This window comes from Nocardioides yefusunii (genome assembly GCF_004014875.1).
Lineage (GTDB): Bacteria > Actinomycetota > Actinomycetes > Propionibacteriales > Nocardioidaceae > Nocardioides > Nocardioides yefusunii.
In genome coordinates, this window is the sequence record NZ_CP034929.1 from 2,250,733 (window position 1) to 2,270,902 (window position 20,170).

A 20,170-nucleotide genomic window follows, 5' to 3' on the forward strand; every position below is an offset into this window, starting at 1 on the left:
GAAATGCGCGAAGGGCGCGGAGTGGAAGATCCACTCCGCGCCCTTCGCGGTGGGCAGGCAGGCTCAGTGAGCGTGCGCGCCGCGGTAGTACTCGAAGACCCAGCCGACAGCGGCGACCATCGCGAGGCCGAAGGCCACCACGAACAGCCACCATGCAGTCATCGCGATCGCGAAGACAGCCAGTGCAGCCGGAAGGGCGCACCACAGCGGCCACCACGAGAAGGGCGGGAAGAAGCCGTACTCGCCGGCTCCGTCCGCGATCTCAGCGTCGAGACGGTCCTCGGGACGAGCGTCCATGCGCTTGGCCTGGAAACCCAGGTAAGCAGCGACCATGAGCGCCAGGAAGGTGGCCATGGTCAGGGCGGACGTACCGGTCCAGTCTCCCGCGATCACCCAGTAGGCCGGGGTGACCAGTGCGAAGAAGATTCCGCACATTCCGAAGATCCAAGCTTCGACCTTCATCGGGCGCCTCCCTCAGTGGTGTCGTCCTCGTCGTGCGCAGCGAGCTCCGGGTGGTGGAGGTCGAACGCCGGGGACTCGGAACGGATGCGCGGCAGCTTCGAGAAGTTCTGACGCGGCGGCGGGCACGAGGTGGCCCACTCCAGCGAGCGACCCCAGCCCCACGGGTCGTCAACCTCGACCTTGGGAGCGTTGCGCGTCTTGTAGACGTTCCAGAGGAACGGCAGGGTCGAGACGGCGGTGAGGAATGCACCCACGGTGGAGATCTGGTTCAGCAGCGTGAAGCCGTCCTCGGGCAGGTAGTCCGCGTAACGACGCGGCATGCCCTCGACGCCCAGCCAGTGCTGGACCAGGAACGTGGTGTGGAAGCCGAGGAACAGGATCCAGAAGTGGATCTTGCCGAGACGCTCGTCGAGCATGCGACCGGTGAACTTGGGCCACCAGAAGTAGAAGCCCGCGAACATCGCGAAGACGACGGTTCCGAAGACCACGTAGTGGAAGTGAGCAACCACGAAGTAGGAGTCGGAGACGTGGAAGTCGAGCGGCGGCGACGCCAGGATGACACCGGTCAGACCACCGAAGAGGAAGGTGGTCAGGAAGCCCATGGTCCAGAGCATCGGGGTGTCCATCGAGATGGATCCGCCCCACATCGTTCCGATCCAGTTGAAGAACTTCACGCCCGTCGGCACGGCGATCAGGAAGGTCATGCCCGCGAAGAACGGGAGGTCGACCTGACCGGTGACGAACATGTGGTGAGCCCACACAGCGATCGAGAGGATCGCGATGGCGAGCGTCGCGGCAACCAGACCGACGTAACCGAAGATCGGCTTGCGCGAGAAGACCGGCAGGATCTCGGAGACGACACCGAAGAACGGCAGCGCGAGGATGTACACCTCAGGGTGACCGAAGAACCAGAACAGGTGCTGCCACAGGATCGGGCCACCGTGGGCCGGATCGAAGACATGGGCACCGAGGATGCGGTCAGCCTCGAGGGAGAGCAGCGCGCCGGCGAGGATCGGGAACGCGAGGAGAACCAGGATCGAGGTGATCAGGGTGTTCCACGTGAAGATCGACATCCGGAACATGGTCATTCCGGGGGCACGCATGCAGATGATCGTGGTGATGAAGTTGACGGCACCCAGGATGGTTCCCAGACCGCTGAGGTAGAGACCCATGATCCACAGGTCGCCACCCGATCCCGGCGAACGGACCGCGTCGGAGAGCGGGACGTAGGCGAACCAACCGAAGTCGGCTGCACCGGTGGGGGTGAGGAAGCCGGACGCGGCAATGAGGCCACCGAACAGGTACAGCCAGTAGCTGAACATGTTCAGGCGCGGGAACGCCACGTCAGGAGCACCGATCTGGATCGGCATGATCACGTTGGCGAAACCGAAGAACAACGGCGTCGCGAACAGCAGCAGCATGATCGTGCCGTGCATGGTGAACATCTGGTTGTACAGCTCGTCATTGACGACCTGCTGACCCGGGAACGCCAGCTCTGCGCGGATCACCATGGCCATGAGGCCACCGAGGATGAACCACACGAACGAGGTGACCAGGTACATCTTTCCGATGAGCTTGTGGTCCGTCGTGGTCAGCATGCGCACGGCCTGCTGTCCCAACGACTTACGCCCGCCCACGGGAGCGGCAGCAGCGGCGGCGCTCACTCGTGGCCTCCTTCGTTCTTGGTGCCCTCGGTCTCGAGACCGGCGACGGTGTTGACGTCCGAACCACCCAGGAGCGGCGCGTCGGCGACGGAGCCTTCCTCGACGAGTCCGTCGATGTAGGCGGCGTAGTCAGCCGAGTCAAGGACCTTGACGTCGAACAGCATGCGGGAGTGGTAGACGCCGCAGAGCTCGAAGCACTTGCCGTTGTAGTCGCCCACCTTGTTCGGCGTCACACGCATGGTGTTGACCGTGCCCGGGATGACGTCCATCTTCATGAGGAAGGCGTCGATGCCGAACGAGTGGATGACGTCGGGCGAGTGCAGCTTGAACTCAACCGTCTTGTCCTTCTCCAGCACCAGAGTCGGGCGCTCGGCGGTCGTACCCACGACGTACGGGGTCTTTCCGTCAGCGGCCTGGCCGGTGTAATTGAAGGTCCACGACCACTGCTGGCCCACGACGTCGACCGTCTGGTCGACCTTGGCGTCCTTGTCGAGCATCTCGTTCTGGGCGTCAACCGTCCAGAAGAAGAAGACGATCACCATCAGGATCGGGGCAATGGTGTAGAAGATCTCGAGCGGCAGGTTGTAGCGCGTCTGAACGGGAACCTGGTTCTTCGCGGTACGGCGGAACCTCCAGACCGCGTAGAACATGAGGGCCCAGACGATGACGCCGACAACGGCGGCCGCGACCCAGCTCCACTTCCACAGCTCGAAGGTGGCAGGAGCCTGCTCCGACGCCGGATCCGGCATCGCGAGGTTTCTGATCTGATCTTTGTCCTCAGCGGAGCACGCACCGAGTGCGAGCAGGCCGAGACCCAGCACAGCTGCTCTCACACCCTTCTTCACGGGTGCCGCTGCGCGCGAGGGGAGTTGCAGACCCACGAACGAGCCTCTCTCTCTTGGGCAGTCACGTATGGGGCCACACTATCGGAACACGTCCCCGGAGTGGAGACAGGGTCTCCCCGAGGTCGTCTCAACGGTGTGCAGTTAGGTTCTCCTCGTGCACCAGAGCAGCGACGAGACACGGGAAGAGTCGTGGTCCGAACGACCTTCGACCGGATCTGGCGACCCGTCCGGGTCCACTCTTGCACGGGTGGACCTCGATGCAGTCTCCTCCACCCCCCTGCATCCTTCCGCGCGGACCACCCTGATGGCTGCACTCGACCAGGGGTGGGCCGACCCGCGACGCCTCCACCACGAGGGTCGACGGGCCCGGATGCTGCTCGACAACGCCCGCGAAGTGGTGGCCCATTGCCTCAGCCTGCGTCCGGACGAGGTCACCTTCACGACGTCGGGCACCGACGCCGTGCACCGCGGTCTGCTGGGCCTGGCCCACGGCCGTCGACGTCACGGCGCCACGGTCGCCCACTCCGCCGTCGAGCACTCCTCGGTGCTGCACGCCCTCGACTGGCGTGGCGGGCCCACGGTCGAGGTCCCGGTGCTGAGGAGCGGCGCTCTCGACCTCGCGGCGCTCGACACGGTGCTGGACGAGCACGCGGACGACCTCGCGGCGTTCGCCCTGCAGAGCGCGAACCACGAGGTGGGCACCCGCCAGGACCTCGTCGCGGCCAAGGAACACCTCGGCGACATTCCGCTCTTCACCGATGCCTGCGCCTCGTGGGGCCACTCCCCCGTCCCCGCCGTTTGGGACGTCGCCGCAGGATCCGCGCACAAGTGGGGCGGACCGGCCGGCGTCGGACTGCTGCTCGTCCGCAAGGGGGCGCGCTGGCGTCACCCGTTCCCGGTCGATGACCGCGGCGACGAACGTGCCTCCGGGTTCGACAACGTTCCGGGCGTCCTGGCCGCCGCTGCGGCGCTGCAGGCCACGCTCACCGAGGGCGAGGCAACGCAGAGACGTCAGCATGCGCAGATCGAGCGGATCCGTCGCGCGGTGTCGACGATGGAGGACGTGGACGTGGTCGGTGATCCCGAGGACCGGCTCCCGCACGTCGTGACGTTCTCCTGCCTCTACCTCGACGGGGAGTCGTTGGTCACTGAACTGGACCGGGCCGGGTTCGGGATCGCGAGTGGCTCGGCCTGCACGTCGTCCACGATGACTCCCTCGCACGTCCTGGCCGCGATGGGAGCACTCACCCACGGCAACGTGCGACTCTCGCTGCACCGAGACACCACCGATGCCCAGATTGACGCCTTCCTCGCCGTCCTGCCGCGCGTCGTCAATGACCTGCGCGCCCGGATCGGGATGTGAACGCCATGACACCCGCAGCACTCGAACTCGACTGTACCGACCTCTTGTGTCCGATGCCGGTGATCCAGCTGGGGCGCCGGTACACCGAGGTCGCCGTCGGCGAACTCGTGGCCGTCCTCGCACGCGACGTCGCGGCGCGGGTGGACGTCCCGGCCTGGTGCCGGATGCGGGGCCAGGAGTACGTGGGTGAAGAAATGACGACGGACCAGGTGCCGAGGCACCTGGTCCGCCGGATCAGCTGAACACTGAGGGGTCAGCCCAGAGCAGTCAGCCCAGGGCAGTCAGTTCATCACGGTCAGCGCAAGGTCGAGAGGTGCGGAGCGATCTCCGCAGCGGCCTCGGCCCCGTAGGCGTTCTCAGCACGGGCCAGGAACTGCTCACGGGTGAGCGTGTACTCCTGGGTGCCGACCTTCTCCACGACGTGCGCGGCAAGCAGGCAGCCCAGCTCGGCCGAGCGTCGGGTGTCGAGCTCCCAGACCAGACCGGCGAGGAAACCGGCACGGAACGCGTCACCGACACCGGTGGGCTCAACGGCCTCCACCTCGGCCACGGCGGCAACCACGATCGGCTCGGCACCCTTGCGCTCGATCCGAACACCGTCGGCCCCCAGGGTGATCACCCAGGTGCCCACGCGGTCGAGGACCTCCTCCTTGGACCAACCGGTCTTGGAGGTGATCAGCGACGACTCGTACTCGTTGGAGAACAGGATGTCCGCGCCCTCGACGAGGCTGCGGATCAGCTCGCCGTCGCCGAAGGCGAGCTGCTGCGACGGGTCCGCGACGAAGCGGTAACCGCGCTGGCGGCACTCATCGGTGTGACGAACCATCGCCTCGGGGTCGTCGGGGCCGACGAGGACGTACTGGGCAGCACCGACGCGGTCGACGATCGGCTTGAGCTCGATCTCGCGGGCCTCGCTCATGGCGCCGGGGTAGAACGACGCGATCTGGGCCATGGAGGTGTCAGTGGTGCAGACGAAACGGGCCGTGTGCTTGGTCTCCGAGACGTGCACGGAGTCGCAGTCGACGTTGTGACGCTCCAGCCAGGCGCGGTAGCCGGCGAAGTCCTCGCCGACGGCTCCGACCAGGACCGGACGCAGGCCGAGGTTGCCCAGGCCGAAGGTGATGTTGGCCGCGCACCCGCCGCGACGGACCTCGAGGTCGTCGACGAGGAAGGAGACGGAGATCTTGTCCAGCTGGTCAGCCACGAGGGAGTCCGAGAACTGCCCTCCGAAGGACATCAGGTGGTCGGTCGCGATGGAGCCGGCGATGAGCAGAGGCATGCGACGCAGGATACCGTTCAGTACCGGTTCACGTACCAATCGGTAACACCTAGCGTCTCTCCCATGAAGCCGATCACGCAGGCAGCACACCTGACCCACGACGAGCTCTCACACCCCGCCGAAATGGTTGCCGACGCACGACGCGTCGCCTCCAGCCTGGATCTCGAGCGCGCAGCTCGCGCCGCCGTCCAGGAGGCCCCCTCCATCCACTTCGCCGACTTCCCCTCCGAGCTCCCCAAGCGAGAGATCACGGTGACGGCGGCGACGGCCGCTCTGGCGAACTCGCTGCACCTGCATCTGGACTGAGCAGAGCCGCCAGCAACAACCAGTGACACAGAGAGGCCCCCGACCGATGGGTCAGGGGCCTCTCTGCTGTCCGTCCTGCGTCACCGACCGCGCGAGCGGCCGGTGACGCAGGCGAGGATCAGTTGAACGAGTCGCCGCAGGCGCAGGAGCCGGTGGCGTTCGGGTTGTCGATCGTGAAGCCCTGCTTCTCGATCGTGTCGACGAAGTCGATCATCGCGCCGTTGAGGTACGGGACGCTCATGCGGTCGACGACGACGGAGACACCGTCGAAGTCGGTCACGACGTCACCGTCGAGGGTGCGCTCGTCGAAGAAGAGCTGGTAGCGCAGACCCGAGCAGCCACCCGGCTGGACGGAGATGCGGAGCGAGAGGTCCTCGCGGCCCTCCTGCTCGAGGAGGCTCTTCACCTTGGCGGCGGCGACCGGGCTGATGTTGATCTGGTCCGTACGACGCTCGGTGGTCTCGACCTGCTCGGTCATGTGAACTCCCAGGGGGTGGAGGCTGTTGTCTACGCGTCAATGCTCTCACACGCCGGGTTATTCCCCTGCCGCACGACGCTCTGCGGCCGCCCCGGTACGCACCGGCTCAGCCGGCGCTCCACGAACGGGCGACCCGCTCGGCGACGTCGGCCAGTGCCCCGGCGGCGTCGGCGAAGGCACGTTCGCGTCCCACCATGTCGACAAGTCCGTAGGCCGCTTCGACGCCAAGACCACGTGCCTCGCGGGCGCCGACCTCCACCGCCCCGGCGAGCACGACGCACGGTCGCAGCTGGGCCTGGGCCACTTGGGCGACCCCGTGCGGCACCTTGCCGGCACCGGACTGGGCGTCGAAGCACCCCTCCCCCGTCACCGCCAGGTCGGCGTCGGCAACCAGCGTCGTGAGTCCGACCGCGTCGGCGACGACGTCGAACCCGGGGCGTCGCACGGCACCCAGCAGCAGTGCCGCGTAGCCGAGGCCACCCGCGGCACCTGCTCCCTGCTGCAGCGAGGCGCGCAGGTCGCAGCAGCGTGCGAACTGGGACAGAAGGGCGTCGACCTCGACCACGTCGGCGTCGTCGAGCCCCTTCTGCGGGCCGAAGACCTTCGGCGCGCCGAACATCCCGGTCAGTGGGTTGTCGACGTCGGAGGCCAGGACCAGTTCAATCCCCTCCAGGCGCGCCAGGGCAGGGGCGAGGTCGACCCGGGTGACACCACGCAGGCCGTCCGGCCCGGCGTCGAGCGGCACGTCCGCGGTCACGCCGAGGCCCGCCAGCATGCCTGCTCCCCCGTCGTTGGTGCCCGAGCCTCCGGCGCCGAGCACGATGCGGGTCGCGCCCGCGTCCACGGCCGCGGCAACAAGTTCACCGACTCCACGGGTGGTGGCCGTTCGCGGTCGGTGGCGTCCCGTGAGGTGCAAGCCGTTGGCGTGCGCGGACTCGACGTAGGCGGTCACTCCAGCGCCTCCCGCGTCCGGGACCAGCAGCACCTGCGCCGGGACCATGCTGCCGTGCGGGCCACTCACCTCGAGGTCGAGCAGGTCACCGCCGAGCGTGGAGTGCAGGACGTCGACGAACCCCGGTCCCCCGTCCGCCATCGGGACAAGCACCGCGTCGAGGTCGGGCACGTGACGACGCCACCCCGCCGCCATGGCCTCAGCGGCCTCGGGAGCGGTGAGGGTGCCGGCGAACTTGTCGGGGGCGAAGACGACGCGCATGCGCACATCTTCCACCGTGACGTCGGCCCCGTGCAGCAGGGCCCGCCGTTCCCACCTCGCGGTGGGTCGACGGGCCCTGCTGGATGCCCCGGGGAGTCTGCCGGAGCGGCAGGTCAGTCCTTGGAGGTCTTGCCGGGGAGGTCGAGCATGCGCTGCAGCGCGACCTTGGCCCACTTCTCGGTCTCGACGTCGACGGTGATCTGGTTGACGACGTTGCCAGCCACCAGGTTCTCCAACGCCCAGACCAGGTGCGGGAGGTCGATGCGGTTCATCGTCGAGCAGTAGCAGACGTTGCGGTCCAGGAAGACGATGTTCTTGTCCGGGTGAGCGTCGGCGAGACGCTTGACGAGGTTGAGCTCGGTGCCGATGGCCCACGAGGTGCCGGGCTCAGCGGCCTCGATCGTCTTGATGATGAACTCCGTCGAACCGACCAGGTCGGCGCGGGTGACGACCTCGTGGGTGCACTCGGGGTGCACCATCACGGTGATGCCGGGGTGAGCCACGCGCAGCTCGTCGACGACGTCGGCGGAGAAGCGACCGTGCACCGAGCAATGGCCCTGCCACAGGATCATCCGGGCGGCACGGATCTGCTCGACCGTGAGGCCACCGTTGGGCCGGTGCGGGTTCCACACGACGCAGTCGTCGAGGGAGAACCCGAGCTCGAGGACCGCGGTGTTGCGGCCCAGGTGCTGGTCGGGGAAGAAGAAGATCTTGGCGTCGTCCTTCTGCGCGAAGGCCCACTCCAGTGCCACCTCGGCGTTGGAGGAGGTGCAGACGGCACCGCCGTTGCGACCACAGAACGCCTTGATGTCGGCCGAGGAGTTCATGTAGGTGATCGGCACGACCTGGTCGATCACGCCGGCCTCGGCGAGCGCGTCCCAGGCGTCCTCGACCTGGCCCAGACGGGCCATGTCGGCCATCGAGCAGCCGGCGCCGAGGTCAGGCAGGACGACCTTTTGGGAGTCGTTGGTGAGGATGTCGGCGGACTCGGCCATGAAGTGCACACCGCAGAAGACGATGAACTCGGCGGCGGGTCGGGCAGCAGCCTCACGGGCCAGCTTGAAGCTGTCGCCGGTGACGTCGGCGAACTGGATGACCTCGTCACGCTGGTAGTGGTGTCCGAGCACGAAGAGGCGCTCGCCGAGGGCGGCCTTCGCCGCCTCGGCGCGGGCAACCAGGTCGGGGTCGGACGGCGCCGGCAGGTCGCCGGGGCACTCGACGCCGCGCTCGGCGTCCAGGTCACGTCCCTTGCCCAGGGGCAGGAGCGGCAGGTCGATCGTCGTCATGGCGGGAATCCTAGTCGCCTCCTCGCGACCGAAGTCACACCCCGTGCCGCGGCGGAACGATCACCCGGCGACGGACGGGACCTCGAACCACACCTCGGCACCACCCAGATGCGATTCTGCCACCCCGGTACGCCCCCCTGCCCCAGCCACCAGACGACGCACCGTGGCCAGCCCCAACCCAAGTCCGGGGACGCGGCGGTCGAGGCGGACGGTGGGCGTGAAGACCCGGTCGTGGTGGTCGGGTGCGATGCCGCGGCCGGCGTCGTGGACGCTCACCCGGACCCACCCGTCGCGCTCGGACGACGCTCCGGCGACGACCTCGACCAGGGGATCCTGGTCGTCGTGAGCGAACTTCACCGCGTTCTCCAGCAACGCGACCATCAGCAGGTCCAGGTGGGCCGGCGTGAACGGGAGCAGGACATCTGTGCCCACGCCCCGGACCTCGGCCACGGCCGTTCCCGAGAACTCGTCACAGAGGCGCACCAGGGAGTCCTCGAGGTTGGCCACTCCCGGGCCGGGCGCGGCGCTGAAGGCGACCAGGTCGGCGACCATCCGCTTCATCCGGCGAGTGCCGTTGACGGCGCGGTCCAGGAGCTTGGCGACCAGGGGGTCGGTGACCTCGTCACGAGCGATCTCCAGGGACATCGACGTCGCGGCCAGGGGGTTGTTGATGTCGTGGGCGAGCTGACCGGCTCCGTCACTGAGTGCCTCGGGCGCCCGCGCGACCTGCTCCTCGAGGTCGAACACGACCCCCTGGAGAACGGCCACCTCACGGGCGGCACAGAGGGACTCCCCCACGGCCCTGACGTGCGCCGTCTGGCGCTCGGTGAACGGCTCGGGGCCTCTCTTGACGACGACCAGGGTGGCGAACTCGCGTCCCGTCCCGCAACGGAGCGGTTCATGGTGGGCCACCTCGGAGTCCCGAGGTACCCGCCCGGGAGCACGAACCACGGTGACGGGGCCGTCCGGGGAGTCGGCGACGACGTCGACGCGGGCCTCACCCAACGCCGCGGACAGCACCTCGCACAGCCCCGGCCAGATGTCGGGCACCTCGGCCTGCAGGCGGGCCGCCGCACCGGCACCCACGGGTGCGCGAGCGGACTCCACGGAAGCATGGGCTGAGGTGTCGGACGTCACAGTCCGGGAGCATCCCACACTGCCAGCCAACGCTGCAGGTCTTTCTCCAGCCGCAGTTCCCCAGCAAGTGCGTCACGCATCCTGAGTTCGAGCACGCTGTCACGTCGCGGGTCGTGGGCGTTCGCGCCCGGCACCGGGGCGAACGGGTAGAAGGTGCCCTGCTTGTAGAGGTAGACGAGCCCCACCCGTTGGCCTTCGGACGTCTCGAACCCGACGACAGTGCACAGCAGGCCCGGACCGAACCCTTGGGCCTCCAGCGCGGAGTTGACCGTGTGCAGGGCCGTGCAGAGGGTGGAGACGTCGCTGTCGGCCCCGTCACCGGTCTCGACGACCGTCCACGTGTAGCCGAAGGCGTCGACGCTGGTGGTGACCGACAACGTCGGGTCGAGCGCAAGCAGGCCACGCAACTCGTCCCCGGCCCGGTCGAAGCCGGCTCCGGTGGCGGCGCGGTAGCAGACCGATCCCTGACCGACGGGCGTCATGCCGAGCTCGGTGAGCAAGGTCAGCGCGGCGGACGGCACCTGGAACAGGGCGTCGAGGTCGGGCTGCTTGGGTCGGCTGCGCCCCAGCAGGGAGTCGAGGATGCCCATGGATTTCCTTCTCAGTGTTCGCGACCCAGTTCGGTGCCGATCCGGGCGAGCTGGTCGAGTCGCTGCTCGAGCGAGGGATGGGTGGAGGTGGCTCGACGGAAGGTGTCCCCGCTGATCGCCGGGGCGATGAAGAAGGCATTCATGGCGCCGGTGCCGCGCAGGTCCGCCGCCGGGGTCACAGAGATCTGACCCGAGATCTTCTGCAGGGCCCTCCCCAGCGCTTCCGGCTTCATGGTCAGGTACGCCCCGGCCCGGTCGGCAGCCATCTCCCGGTAGCGGGACAGGAGTCGAGTGAGGAAGAAACTGATCGCGTACACGACCAGACTGACCACCAGGGCGACCATCATGGCGGCGAACGCGGACCGGTTCTCGTTGCTGTTGCCGCGACTGCGCCCCATCCCGCCGAACTGGACCGCACGGGTCAGCATGCCGGCGGCGATGCCAGCCGAGGAGGCCATGGTCATCACCAGCACGTCACGGTGGGCGACGTGGGAGAGCTCGTGGGCCAGGACGCCCTCGAGTTCGTCGGCGCTCAGCATCCCGAGCAGGCCGGTGGTCACACAGACCACCGACCGCTCGGGAGAACGTCCGGTCGCGAACGCGTTGGGGACGTTCATCTCGGAGATCCCCACCCGCGGCTTGGGCATGTCGGCCATCGAGCAGAGACGGTCGATCATGCCGTGGAGCTCCGGCGCCTGCTCCGGGGTGACCTCACGGGCCCGCATCGCCTTCATGGCGACCTTGTCCGAACTCCACCACTGGTAGAACGCCACCGCGATCCCCGCGATCCCGATCAGGAACGCGTAGTCGCTGAAGGCGTACATCAGCACCACGACGAGCCCCACGAAGAGGCCGCCGAGCAGGAGCATGACCAACGTCATGCGGGCAGTGAGCCCGTGGTCGTCGGCGAAGCGGGTGCGGGCCACGGGGGCTCAGCCCGGGATCAGACCGTCGTCGGCGAGGAGTTCCCGGACCTCGTCGAGCGAGGCGTCAGCCATCGGCAGGATGAGGTCGTAGGCGTCGAGGCTGTCGACCTCGTGCTGCGAGCCGAGGCGACGGACACCGTCGACCAGGGCCTCGAGCGCCGGCGCGAAGGCGGCCTCGTCACCGGCGTGCACGGCTGCCTCCACGACGGCGTCGAGCGCGTTGAGCTCGTCGAGCGCGGAGTCGGCGACGTCGTACTGGCCCTCACCGAGGATGCGGATGATCATGGCTGGCTCCTCAGAAGTTCTGGTTGCGCTGCGGGTCGGTGATCTGCTCGGCCTGGAAGACACCACCGGGCTGCTGCTGCGGCGCCTGGATCGCCTCGGGGCCCTTCTTGAGGCCCTTGAGGGCGGCCAGCTCGGCCTCGACGTCGGCCGAAGCGCTCAGCGCGTCGAGCTCGCGGGCGATGTCGTCGCCGCGACCGCCGCTGTGGGAGAAGTCGTCGAGGGCACCGGAGGCGAGGAGTTCGTCCATGGCGCCGGCTCGGGCCTGCATGTCGGCGGTCTTGTCCTCGGCGCGCTGGATCGCCAGGCCGACGTCACCCATCTCCTCGCCGATTCCGGACATGGCCTCGGTGATCCGGGTCTGCGCCTCGGCTGCGGAGTAGGTGGCCTTGATGGTCTCCTTGCGGGTGCGGAAGGACTCGACCTTGGCCTGCAGACGCTGCTGGGCCAGGACGAGCTTCTCCTCCTCACCCTGGAGCTGGGCGTGCTGGGCACGGAGGTCGCTGATCTGGGTGGCGAGTCCCGACTTGCGGGTCAGCGCCTCACGGGCGAGGTCCTCGCGGCCGACGTCGATCGCCTTCTGCGCCTGGTCCGAGAGCTTGGCGGCCTGCTGCTCGAGCTGGGTGACCTGGAGCTCCACACGCTTGCGGCTGGTGGCGACGTCGGCGACACCGCGACGCACCTTGCTGAGCAGCTCCAGCTGACGCTGGTAGCTGTAGTCGAGGGTCTCGCGGGGGTCCTCGGCCTTGTCGAGCACCTTGTTGGCCTTCGACTTGAAGATCAGGCTGGCTCGCTTCATGAGACTCATGAAATCGTTCTCCTCGTGGTTGGCGCCCGATCCGAGGGTGGAGGCCGGGTGCAGCAGGGTGCGTCGTACGACGGCCCGACGAGACACTCGTCCCGGCGTGACCGAGCGCACGCGTGTGTGTGACAACCCTAGGCGCTCCTCGCAAGCCGGGCGAACAGGTCCGGGAGGGTGGTCCCCGGTATCCTCGACATCACCGGTCCGTTCGTCAGAAGGCTCCTCCGTGTCCCGATCCGCCAAGTCCGCTCCCCAGCCCCCCGCAGAGAACTCCTCCGCGGCCGGCACGCCGACCAAGGTCGGTGGCAAGGGCCGTCCCACGCCGAGCCGCAAGGAGGCCGAGGCCGCCGCCCGCGCCCGCGCCAAGACCCCGCGCAGCCGCAAGGAGATCGCAGCCGCCAACCGCAAGGCCCGCGAGTCCGCGTCGGCGAAGGTCCGTGAGGCCTACCGCACCGGCGACGAGACCCACCTGCCCTCGCGCGACCGCGGTCCGGTTCGCCGGTTCGTGCGCGACTACATCGACGTGCGCTTCTCGTTCATCGAGTTGCTGCTGCCGCTGATGGTGGTCGTGCTGCTGCTCGGCTTCGTGCCCAGCGAGAGCGTCCGCGCCAGCAGCGAGATCCTGCTCCTGGGCGTGATGCTGTTCATCGTCCTGGAGATGGTCTTCCTGCGGATGAAGCTGCGCAAGGAACTCAAGGCCCGTTTCCCGGAGGCGGACCTCAAGGGCACCACGTACTACGCGATCTCGCGCGCCATGCAGATGAAGTTCATGCGTCTGCCCAAGCCGCAGCGCAAGATCGGCGACGCGCTCGGCGAGAACTACCGCTGATCCACGTCGTCCACGCACGAGGCCGTCCGGTGTTCCGGGCGGTCTCGTGTCGTTCCCGACGACGGCGGTGCGGCGATTCCCCTGTTCTCGGCATGCCTCCCTTTGTCTTCTCGGTGATCTGAGACACACTGGAGCCCCGGCATTCGTCACCAACTCTCGGGGGTTCTCGTGCTCGGACCGCTCCCCGCCCTGCACCGTTGGGGCGTCACCGTCACCGTTCTCGTCCTCAGCGGCGTCGTGGGCCTGTGGCTCGGCATCAGCCCGCAGGTGCCGGTGCTCGTCCCGGCTGCGACGCTGGGGGCCGTCGCCGTCGGCGCACTGCTCGCCCGGCTGGTGGTCGGTGCCCACCGCGACGGAGGCTCCGCGACCGCCGGCTGATTCCCGCAGCCCACGGCCGGGCTGGTTACCCTCGCGGGGTGCCATCCCCCTCCCCCACGATCGAACCTCCCCACGGCCCGGAGAATCCGCCGACCACCCGGCGGGCACTGGTCCGCGACTCCTGGGCCGTCGGCGCCGCGACCGGGGTCTACGGGCTCTCGTTCGGTGCCGTCTCGGTGGCGTCCGGACTCTCGACCCTGCAGACCTGCCTGCTCTCGCTGGTGATGTTCACCGGTGCCTCGCAGTTCGCCTTCGTGGGCGTCGTCGCCTCGGGCGCGTCTCCGTTCTCCGGCGCCGCCTCAGCCCTGCTGCTCGGCACCCGCAACACCTTCTACGGCATCGGCCTTGCGCCGCGACTCGCACTCCGGCCCGCCCGGCGGGCGCTGGCGGCCCACGTGGTGATCGACGAGTCCTCGGCGATGGCCGTCACCCGCCCCGACACCGCCTCGGTGCGGACGGCCTTCTGGCACACCGGCGGATCGGTCTTCCTGCTCTGGAACCTCGCGACCCTGTGCGGTGCGCTCGCCGGTGATGCGTTGGGCGATCCCCGCACCTTCGGCCTCGACGCCGCCGTGGGCGCCGCGTTCCTGGCCCTGCTGTGGCCACGGCTGGGCACCGCGACCAACCGTCGGGTGGCGCTCGTGGCCGCGATCGTGGCGATCACGCTGGTCCCCGCCACCCCGGCCGGGGTCCCCGTCCTGGTCGCGGGCTCGGTGGCCCTCCTCGTCGGGCTCCTCTCCCCCGAGGAGCAGCGATGAACGACTCCACGACCCTGTGGGTCGCCCTGGGCATCGCCTGCGTCGGGGCCTACCTCCTGAAGTGGGCCGGCATGTCGTTGCCCCAGCAGGTGCTCGACCGACCGACGGCACGCCGCGCCGCTGCGCTGATCCCGGTCGCGCTCCTGGCTGCCCTCGTGGCCGTCCAGGTGGTTGCCTCCGGCACCCGACTCGTGCTCGACGCCCGCCTCGCCGGGTTGGCGTTCGCCGTCGCCGCACTGCTGCTGCGGGCGCCGTTCCTGGTGGTGGTGTTCGGCGCCGCCGTCGTGGCCGCGCTGCTGCGACTGGCCTGACACGGCTCAGCAACGACGCAGGGCCCCGGCCGAGCGTCGTCCGGGGCCCTGCGTCCTACGTCGTGACTGCTCAGGGCAGGTCGAGGAAGTGCTCCAGGCCGATCGTCAGGCCGGGGTGCGCCTCGATGGCGCGGAGACCGGCCAGCACACCAGGGCCGAAGCCCGCACGATCGATCGAGTCGTGGCGGATGGTCAGGGTCTCGCCCAGACCGCCCAGGATGACCTCCTGGTGGGCCACCAGGCCACGCACACGGACCGAGTGGACCCGGACGCCGTCGACGTCCGCGCCACGCGCTCCGTCGATCTCCTGCGACGTCGCGTCGGGCATCGCCGGAGAGTTGGCCTCACGACGGGCCGCGGCGATCAGCTCAGCGGTGCGGCCGGCAGTGCCGGACGGCGCGTCGGCCTTGGTCGGGTGGTGCAGCTCGACGATCTCGACGGACTCGAACAGCGGGGCCGCCTGGGCGGCGAAGCGCATCATCAGGATCGCGCCGATGGAGAAGTTCGCAGCGATCAGCACGCCGGTCTCGGGAGAGGCCGCGAGCAGCTCCCCCAGACGGGCCAGACGCTCGTCGTCGAAGCCGGTGGTGCCGACGACAGCGTGGATGCCGTTCTCGATGCAGAACTGCAGGTTTCCCATGACGACGTCGGGGTGGGTGAAGTCGACGACGGCCTGGGCCCCGGACTCCACCAGACGCTCGATCGGGTCACCGGCGTCGATCTCGGCGACCAGGGTCATGTCTGACACAGCTTCGACGGCCTTGCAGATCTCGCGTCCGACCTTGCCGCGGGCTCCGAGGACCGCGACGCGCAGGGGGGCTTCAGTGGTGTTCACGGAAACTGACCCTAGCGTGAACACCGAATTGTGAGGGTGGCGGTGCCTCCCCGTGACCATGGGCATGGCAGTCTGTACCCCATGGTTTTGCAGCAGATCCCGGCCCGTATTCGGTGGGCGGTGGAGTACATGGATGTCCAGCCCAACGACCAGGTGCTGGAGATCGGATGCGGTAACGGCGCCGCAGCAGAGGTCATCTGCGGAAAGCTCGAGACCGGTAAGCTCTTCGCGATCGACCGCTCGGAGTCCGGCGTCGACCGCACCAAGCGCCGCAACGCGAAGTACGTCGAGGCAGGCCGTCTGACCGTGCGTCAGATCGACCTCGCGACGCTTCGCGTTCCGGTCAAGCGCCTCACGAAGGTCTTCTCCTTCAACGTGAACCTCTTCTGGTCGCGTGAGTGCGCCGACGAGGTGGCGCTGCTCCACGAGCGCGTCGTCCCCGGCGGTTCGGTGTTCCTGTTCTACGAGGCCTCGCGCCCCGAGCTGGTCCCCGACATGGTCCGCAACGCCTCCAAGGCGCTGCAGGAGGGCGGCTTCCGCGTCTCGATCATCGAGCAGAAGCAGCCGCCGGTCATCGGCATCATCGGCAAGCGCTGATCCCCAGCACGTACGACGAGGGCCCGGGAGGATTTTTCCTCCCGGGCCCTCGTTGCGTCCGGCACCATGGACGGCCCGAAGGCCGGCGCAGTGTTCGAGACCTGTGATCAGGCCTCCGGGCCCACCACAGCCATCAGTTCGGGCTGGACGAAGAGCTCGGCCGCCAGAGCGTTGACCTCCTCGAGCGTGACCGACGCGATCGCGTCCAGCACGGCGTCGATCGAGATCAGCTCGTCGTAGACCATCTCGGACTTGCCCAGACGCGACATGCGCGCACCGGAGTCCTCCAGCCCCAGGACGATGCCGCCGCGCATCTGGCCCTTGCCGCGCGCAAGTTCCTCGGCGGTGATGCCCTCCGCAGCCAGCTTGGCCAGCTCCGCACGCACCACCTCGAGGGTCTCGTCCAGTTTAGCCGGGACACACGCCACGCCGACACCGACGGTGCCGGCGACGTCGTGGTGAGAGGCGAAGGAGTAGACCGAGTAGGCCAGTCCGCGCTTCTCGCGCACCTCCTGGAACAGGCGCGACGAGGTGCCGCCACCCAGTGCGGTGTTGAGCACACCGAGCACGTAGCGACGCGGGTCGTTGCGGGTCAGACCCTTGACCCCCAGCACTACGTTGACCTGCTCCAGCGGGCGGATGACCTTCGAAACGCCCGGCTTGACCGGTTGTGCCTCCGCGGTGATGCGGGGACGGACCGGGGACTCGTCACCGACCAGGAAGTTGTTGCGACCGAACGCCTTGCGGATGCTCCGCACGACGGCCGAGTGCTCCACGTTGCCGGCCACCGTGACGACCATGTTGGCCGGACGGTAGTGCTTCTTGTAGAACCGCACGATCTGGTCGCGGGTCAGTCCCTCGATCGACTCCTCGGTTCCCGCGATCGGGAGGCCGAGGGGCGAGTCACCCCATGCCTGGGCGGCGAAGAGGTTGTGCACCACGTCGTCGGGGTCGTCGTCGTGCATCGCGATCTCGTCGAGGATGACCTCACGCTCGGCCTCGACGTCGTCGTCAGTGATCACCGAGTTGGTGATCATGTCGCCCAGGACGTCCACGGCCAGGTCGAGGTCCTCGTCGAGGACACGGGCGTGGAAGCACGTGTACTCCTTGGCGGTGAACGCGTTGAACTCGCCACCAACCTCGTCGAGGGCCACGGAGATCTCCATGGCGGTGCGCTCCTTGGTGCCCTTGAACAGCAGGTGCTCCAGGAAGTGCGAGGCGCCGTGGAGGCTCGGGGACTCGTCTCGTGAACCGATACCGATCCAGACACCGACGCACGCGGAACGCACGCCGGCCATCTGCTCGGTCACGACGCGCAGGCCGCCGGGCAGGAGAGTACGACGCACCAGCGAGGTGACGCGTCCGTCAGTGTCCTCCACCTGCAGCAGGGTGCGGGTCGAACCGACCGGCTGCGGGGAGGTGGTCGAAATGGCCGACCGGCCAGCAGAATTCTGCTGGCCGGCCGGTCCGTTGCTCTTCAGCGTCACTCGGCGTCGGTCTCCGCCGGGGCCTCAGCCTCGGCGTCCTCGACGACGGGGACGAGCGACAGCTTGCCGCGGTCGTCGATCTCACCGATCTCGACCTGGATCTTCTGGCCGACGGACACGACGTCCTCGACGTTCTCGATCCGCTTGCCGCCGTTGAGGGCCTTCAGCTTGGTGATGTGCAGAAGGCCGTCCTTGCCCGGCATGAGCGAGACGAAGGCACCGAAGTTGGTGGTCTTCACGACCGTGCCGAGGTAGCGCTCGCCGACCTCGGGCATGGTCGGGTTGGCGATGGCGTTGATGGCTGCCTTCGCCGCTTCAGCTGCAGCACCGTTGGTGGCGCCGATGTAGACGGTGCCGTCGTCCTCGATGGAGATCGAGGCGCCGGTGTCGTCCTGCAGCTGGTTGATGACCTTGCCCTTCGGCCCGATGACCTCACCGATCTTGTCCACAGGGACCTTCACGGTGATGATGCGCGGAGCCGTCTCGGCCATGGCCTCGGGGCCGGAGATGGCCTCGTTCATGACGTCGAGGATGGTGTGGCGGGCGTCGCGGGCCTGGGTCAGTGCGCCAGCCAGCACGTCGGCCGGGATGCCGTCGAGCTTGGTGTCGAGCTGCAGGGCGGTGACGAAGTCACGGGTACCGGCAACCTTGAAGTCCATGTCGCCGAACGCGTCCTCGGCACCGAGGATGTCGGTGAGGGCGACGTAGCGGGTCTCACCGTCGACCTGGTCGGAGATCAGGCCCATCGCGATACCGGCCACGGGAGCCTTCAGCGGGACACCGGCCTGCAGCAGCGACAGAGTCGAGGCGCAGACGGAGCCCATCGAGGTGGAGCCGTTGGAGCCCATGCACTCGGAGAGCTGACGAATCGCGTAGGGGAACTCCTCGCGCGAGGGAAGGACGGGCAGCAGGGCGCGGCGAGCCAGCGCACCGTGACCGACCTCGCGACGCTTCGGGGAACCGACGCGGCCGGTCTCACCGGTGGAGAACGGAGCGAAGACGTACTTGTGCATGTAACGACGGTGCTTCTCCGGGGAGAGCGTGTCGAGCTGCTGCTCCATCTTGAGCATGTCGAGGGTGGTGACGCCCAGGATCTGGGTCTCGCCACGCTCGAACAGCGCGGAGCCGTGGACGCGGGGGATGACGCCCGGCTCGGCGTGCAGCGGACGGATGTCGGCGAGGCCGCGACCGTCGATGCGGATCTTGTCGCGCAGGACGCGCTGGCGGACCAGGGCCTTGTTCAGGGAACGGAAGGCAGCACCGATCTCCTTCTCGCGACCCTCGAAGTCAGCGCCGATCTTCTCGAGCAGCTCGGCCTTGATCTCGTCGAGGCGGTCCTCGCGCTCGTGCTTGCCGGCGATGGTCAGCGCCTGCGCGGTGGCCTCGGAGACGGCAGCCTCGACGGCGGCGTAGACGTCGTCCTCGTAGTCGAGGAAGATCGGGAACTCGGCGACGGGCTTGGCGGCCACGTTCGCGAGCTCAACCTGGGCCTCGCAGAGCTGCTTGATGAAGGGCTTCGCGGCCTCGAGACCGCCGGCGACGACCTCCTCGGTGGGCGCGGTGGCGCCACCGGCGACGAGCTCGATGGTGCGCTCGGTGGCCTCGGCCTCGACCATCATGATCGCGACGTCACCGGTCTCGGTGACACGACCGGCGACGACCATGTCGAAGACGGCGTCCTCGAGCTGGGCGTGCGTCGGGAAGGCGACCCACTGGTTCTCGATCAGGGCGACGCGGGTGGCGCCGACCGGACCGGAGAACGGGAGGCCGGAGAGCTGGGTCGACATGGACGCAGCGTTGATGGCCAGCACGTCGTACGGCTGGTTGGGGTCGAGCGCCATGACGGTGATGACGACCTGGACCTCGTTGCGCAGACCCTTCTTGAAGGTCGGGCGCAGCGGGCGGTCGATCAGACGGCAGGTGAGGATGGCGTCCTCGCCCGGGCGACCCTCGGAACGGAAGAACGAGCCGGGGATCTGACCCACGGCGTACATGCGCTCTTCGACGTCGATGGTGAGGGGGAAGAAGTCGAAGTGGTCCTTCGGCTGCTTGCCGACCGTGGTGGCCGAGAGAAGCATGGTCTCGTCGTCCAGGTAGGCGGTGACGGCGCCGGCAGCCTGACGGGCCAGCAGGCCGGTCTCGAACTTGACGGTGCGCTGGCCGAACTTGCCATTGTCGAGAGTGGTCTCGACGGCGGAGATGATGGGTTCCACGGAGAGTGTGGGCCCTTTCTGTTCGCGGAGCACCCGCGGGAAACCTGTCCTGTGTCTGGGACGTGGCCGGTCTTCGATCGAGGCCCGCAGCAGGACCGTGCGGTCCGCCTGAAGGCCACTACCGAGGAC

General features: G+C 68.3%; 23 protein-coding genes. 8 read left to right on the forward strand and 15 right to left on the reverse strand.

The features are described 5' to 3' along the window. Positions 1-63: 63 nt before the first annotated feature. The 3 genes from EOV43_RS10205 to ctaC are packed head-to-tail and all read right to left on the reverse strand — an operon-like array spanning position 64 to position 3,007. On the reverse strand, positions 64-462 hold the full coding sequence (locus EOV43_RS10205; RefSeq protein ID WP_128221192.1) for a cytochrome c oxidase subunit 4: 399 nt from the start codon (positions 460-462) through the stop codon (positions 64-66). Next, the gene (gene ctaD / locus EOV43_RS10210) at positions 459-2,126 is read right to left on the reverse strand and encodes an aa3-type cytochrome oxidase subunit I (RefSeq protein ID WP_239022075.1); all 1,668 of its coding nucleotides are present in this window, start codon (positions 2,124-2,126) and stop codon (positions 459-461) included. Before ctaD ends, EOV43_RS10205 begins: the two co-directional genes overlap by 4 nt. Then, positions 2,123-3,007, reverse strand: a complete 885-nt coding sequence (gene ctaC, locus EOV43_RS10215) for an aa3-type cytochrome oxidase subunit II (RefSeq protein WP_465263381.1) — start codon at positions 3,005-3,007, stop codon at positions 2,123-2,125. The genes ctaD and ctaC overlap by 4 nt, the downstream gene beginning before the upstream one ends. A gap of 211 nt (positions 3,008-3,218) precedes the next feature. On the opposite strand from ctaC, the gene EOV43_RS10220 reads away from it, so the two are divergent. Then, on the forward strand, positions 3,219-4,334 hold the full coding sequence (locus EOV43_RS10220; protein ID WP_206611309.1) for a cysteine desulfurase family protein: 1,116 nt from the start codon (positions 3,219-3,221) through the stop codon (positions 4,332-4,334). A gap of 5 nt (positions 4,335-4,339) precedes the next feature. After that, entirely contained in the window at positions 4,340-4,576 is a 237-nt protein-coding gene (locus tag EOV43_RS10225; RefSeq protein WP_128221194.1) for a sulfurtransferase TusA family protein, read from the forward strand. A gap of 53 nt (positions 4,577-4,629) precedes the next feature. Here EOV43_RS10225 and EOV43_RS10230 read toward each other — a convergent pair whose 3' ends face one another. Next, the gene (locus EOV43_RS10230) at positions 4,630-5,613 is read right to left on the reverse strand and encodes a carbohydrate kinase family protein (RefSeq protein WP_128221195.1); all 984 of its coding nucleotides are present in this window, start codon (positions 5,611-5,613) and stop codon (positions 4,630-4,632) included. Positions 5,614-5,676: 63 nt separating this feature from the next. Here EOV43_RS10230 and EOV43_RS10235 point away from each other — a divergent pair, with 63 nt between their 5' ends. Next, a complete protein-coding gene (locus EOV43_RS10235) occupies positions 5,677-5,919 on the forward strand; it encodes a hypothetical protein (protein WP_128221196.1) in 243 nt (80 codons plus the stop codon). A gap of 118 nt (positions 5,920-6,037) precedes the next feature. Here the strand turns inward: EOV43_RS10235 and erpA are convergent, their stop codons facing one another. The 8 genes from erpA to EOV43_RS10275 form a co-directional block, all read right to left on the reverse strand. Further along, complete coding sequence (erpA, locus tag EOV43_RS10240; RefSeq protein WP_128221197.1) at positions 6,038-6,397, reverse strand: iron-sulfur cluster insertion protein ErpA; 360 nt, start codon at positions 6,395-6,397, stop codon at positions 6,038-6,040. A 106-nt stretch (positions 6,398-6,503) separates the two neighbouring features. Continuing rightward, positions 6,504-7,610, reverse strand: a complete 1,107-nt coding sequence (locus tag EOV43_RS10245; RefSeq protein ID WP_128221198.1) for a glycerate kinase family protein — start codon at positions 7,608-7,610, stop codon at positions 6,504-6,506. A gap of 113 nt (positions 7,611-7,723) precedes the next feature. Continuing rightward, positions 7,724-8,896, reverse strand: coding sequence for a quinolinate synthase NadA (nadA, locus tag EOV43_RS10250; protein WP_128221199.1), 1,173 nt, complete (start codon positions 8,894-8,896; stop codon positions 7,724-7,726). A gap of 60 nt (positions 8,897-8,956) precedes the next feature. Then, positions 8,957-10,003, reverse strand: a complete 1,047-nt coding sequence (locus EOV43_RS10255) for a sensor histidine kinase (RefSeq protein WP_128221200.1) — start codon at positions 10,001-10,003, stop codon at positions 8,957-8,959. A 26-nt stretch (positions 10,004-10,029) separates the two neighbouring features. After that, on the reverse strand, positions 10,030-10,623 hold the full coding sequence (gene pspAB / locus EOV43_RS10260; RefSeq protein WP_128221201.1) for a PspA-associated protein PspAB: 594 nt from the start codon (positions 10,621-10,623) through the stop codon (positions 10,030-10,032). A gap of 11 nt (positions 10,624-10,634) precedes the next feature. Then, positions 10,635-11,549 (reverse strand): zinc metalloprotease HtpX, encoded by a 915-nt coding sequence (gene htpX / locus EOV43_RS10265; RefSeq protein ID WP_128221202.1) that lies wholly within the window; start codon positions 11,547-11,549, stop codon positions 10,635-10,637. A 6-nt stretch (positions 11,550-11,555) separates the two neighbouring features. Continuing rightward, complete coding sequence (pspAA, locus tag EOV43_RS10270; RefSeq protein ID WP_128221203.1) at positions 11,556-11,834, reverse strand: PspA-associated protein PspAA; 279 nt, start codon at positions 11,832-11,834, stop codon at positions 11,556-11,558. A gap of 10 nt (positions 11,835-11,844) precedes the next feature. Further along, positions 11,845-12,639 (reverse strand): PspA/IM30 family protein, encoded by a 795-nt coding sequence (locus EOV43_RS10275; RefSeq protein ID WP_128221204.1) that lies wholly within the window; start codon positions 12,637-12,639, stop codon positions 11,845-11,847. 220 nt (positions 12,640-12,859) lie between these two features. Here EOV43_RS10275 and EOV43_RS10280 point away from each other — a divergent pair, with 220 nt between their 5' ends. The 4 genes from EOV43_RS10280 (at position 12,860) to EOV43_RS10295 (ending at position 14,909) form a co-directional block, all read left to right on the forward strand. Next, on the forward strand, positions 12,860-13,462 hold the full coding sequence (locus tag EOV43_RS10280; protein ID WP_239022077.1) for a DUF3043 domain-containing protein: 603 nt from the start codon (positions 12,860-12,862) through the stop codon (positions 13,460-13,462). Positions 13,463-13,630: 168 nt separating this feature from the next. Continuing rightward, entirely contained in the window at positions 13,631-13,840 is a 210-nt protein-coding gene (locus tag EOV43_RS10285; RefSeq protein WP_128221206.1) for a hypothetical protein, read from the forward strand. 38 nt (positions 13,841-13,878) lie between these two features. Continuing rightward, positions 13,879-14,598: an AzlC family ABC transporter permease gene (locus EOV43_RS10290; protein ID WP_239022078.1), complete on the forward strand. Its 720-nt coding sequence runs from the start codon at positions 13,879-13,881 to the stop codon at positions 14,596-14,598. Beyond that, positions 14,595-14,909: an AzlD domain-containing protein gene (locus EOV43_RS10295; protein WP_128221207.1), complete on the forward strand. Its 315-nt coding sequence runs from the start codon at positions 14,595-14,597 to the stop codon at positions 14,907-14,909. Before EOV43_RS10290 ends, EOV43_RS10295 begins: the two co-directional genes overlap by 4 nt. A 70-nt stretch (positions 14,910-14,979) precedes the next feature. On the opposite strand, the gene dapB is transcribed toward EOV43_RS10295, so the two are convergent. Further along, the gene (gene dapB, locus EOV43_RS10300) at positions 14,980-15,744 is read right to left on the reverse strand and encodes a 4-hydroxy-tetrahydrodipicolinate reductase (protein WP_239022079.1); all 765 of its coding nucleotides are present in this window, start codon (positions 15,742-15,744) and stop codon (positions 14,980-14,982) included. An 81-nt stretch (positions 15,745-15,825) separates the two neighbouring features. Here dapB and EOV43_RS10305 point away from each other — a divergent pair, with 81 nt between their 5' ends. Continuing rightward, entirely contained in the window at positions 15,826-16,341 is a 516-nt protein-coding gene (locus EOV43_RS10305; protein WP_128221208.1) for a class I SAM-dependent methyltransferase, read from the forward strand. 107 nt (positions 16,342-16,448) lie between these two features. Here EOV43_RS10305 and EOV43_RS10310 read toward each other — a convergent pair whose 3' ends face one another. Continuing rightward, positions 16,449-17,828: a M16 family metallopeptidase gene (locus tag EOV43_RS10310; RefSeq protein WP_239022080.1), complete on the reverse strand. Its 1,380-nt coding sequence runs from the start codon at positions 17,826-17,828 to the stop codon at positions 16,449-16,451. Beyond that, a complete protein-coding gene (locus EOV43_RS10315) occupies positions 17,825-20,041 on the reverse strand; it encodes a polyribonucleotide nucleotidyltransferase (RefSeq protein WP_128221209.1) in 2,217 nt (738 codons plus the stop codon). Before EOV43_RS10315 ends, EOV43_RS10310 begins: the two co-directional genes overlap by 4 nt. Positions 20,042-20,170 lie beyond the last annotated feature (129 nt).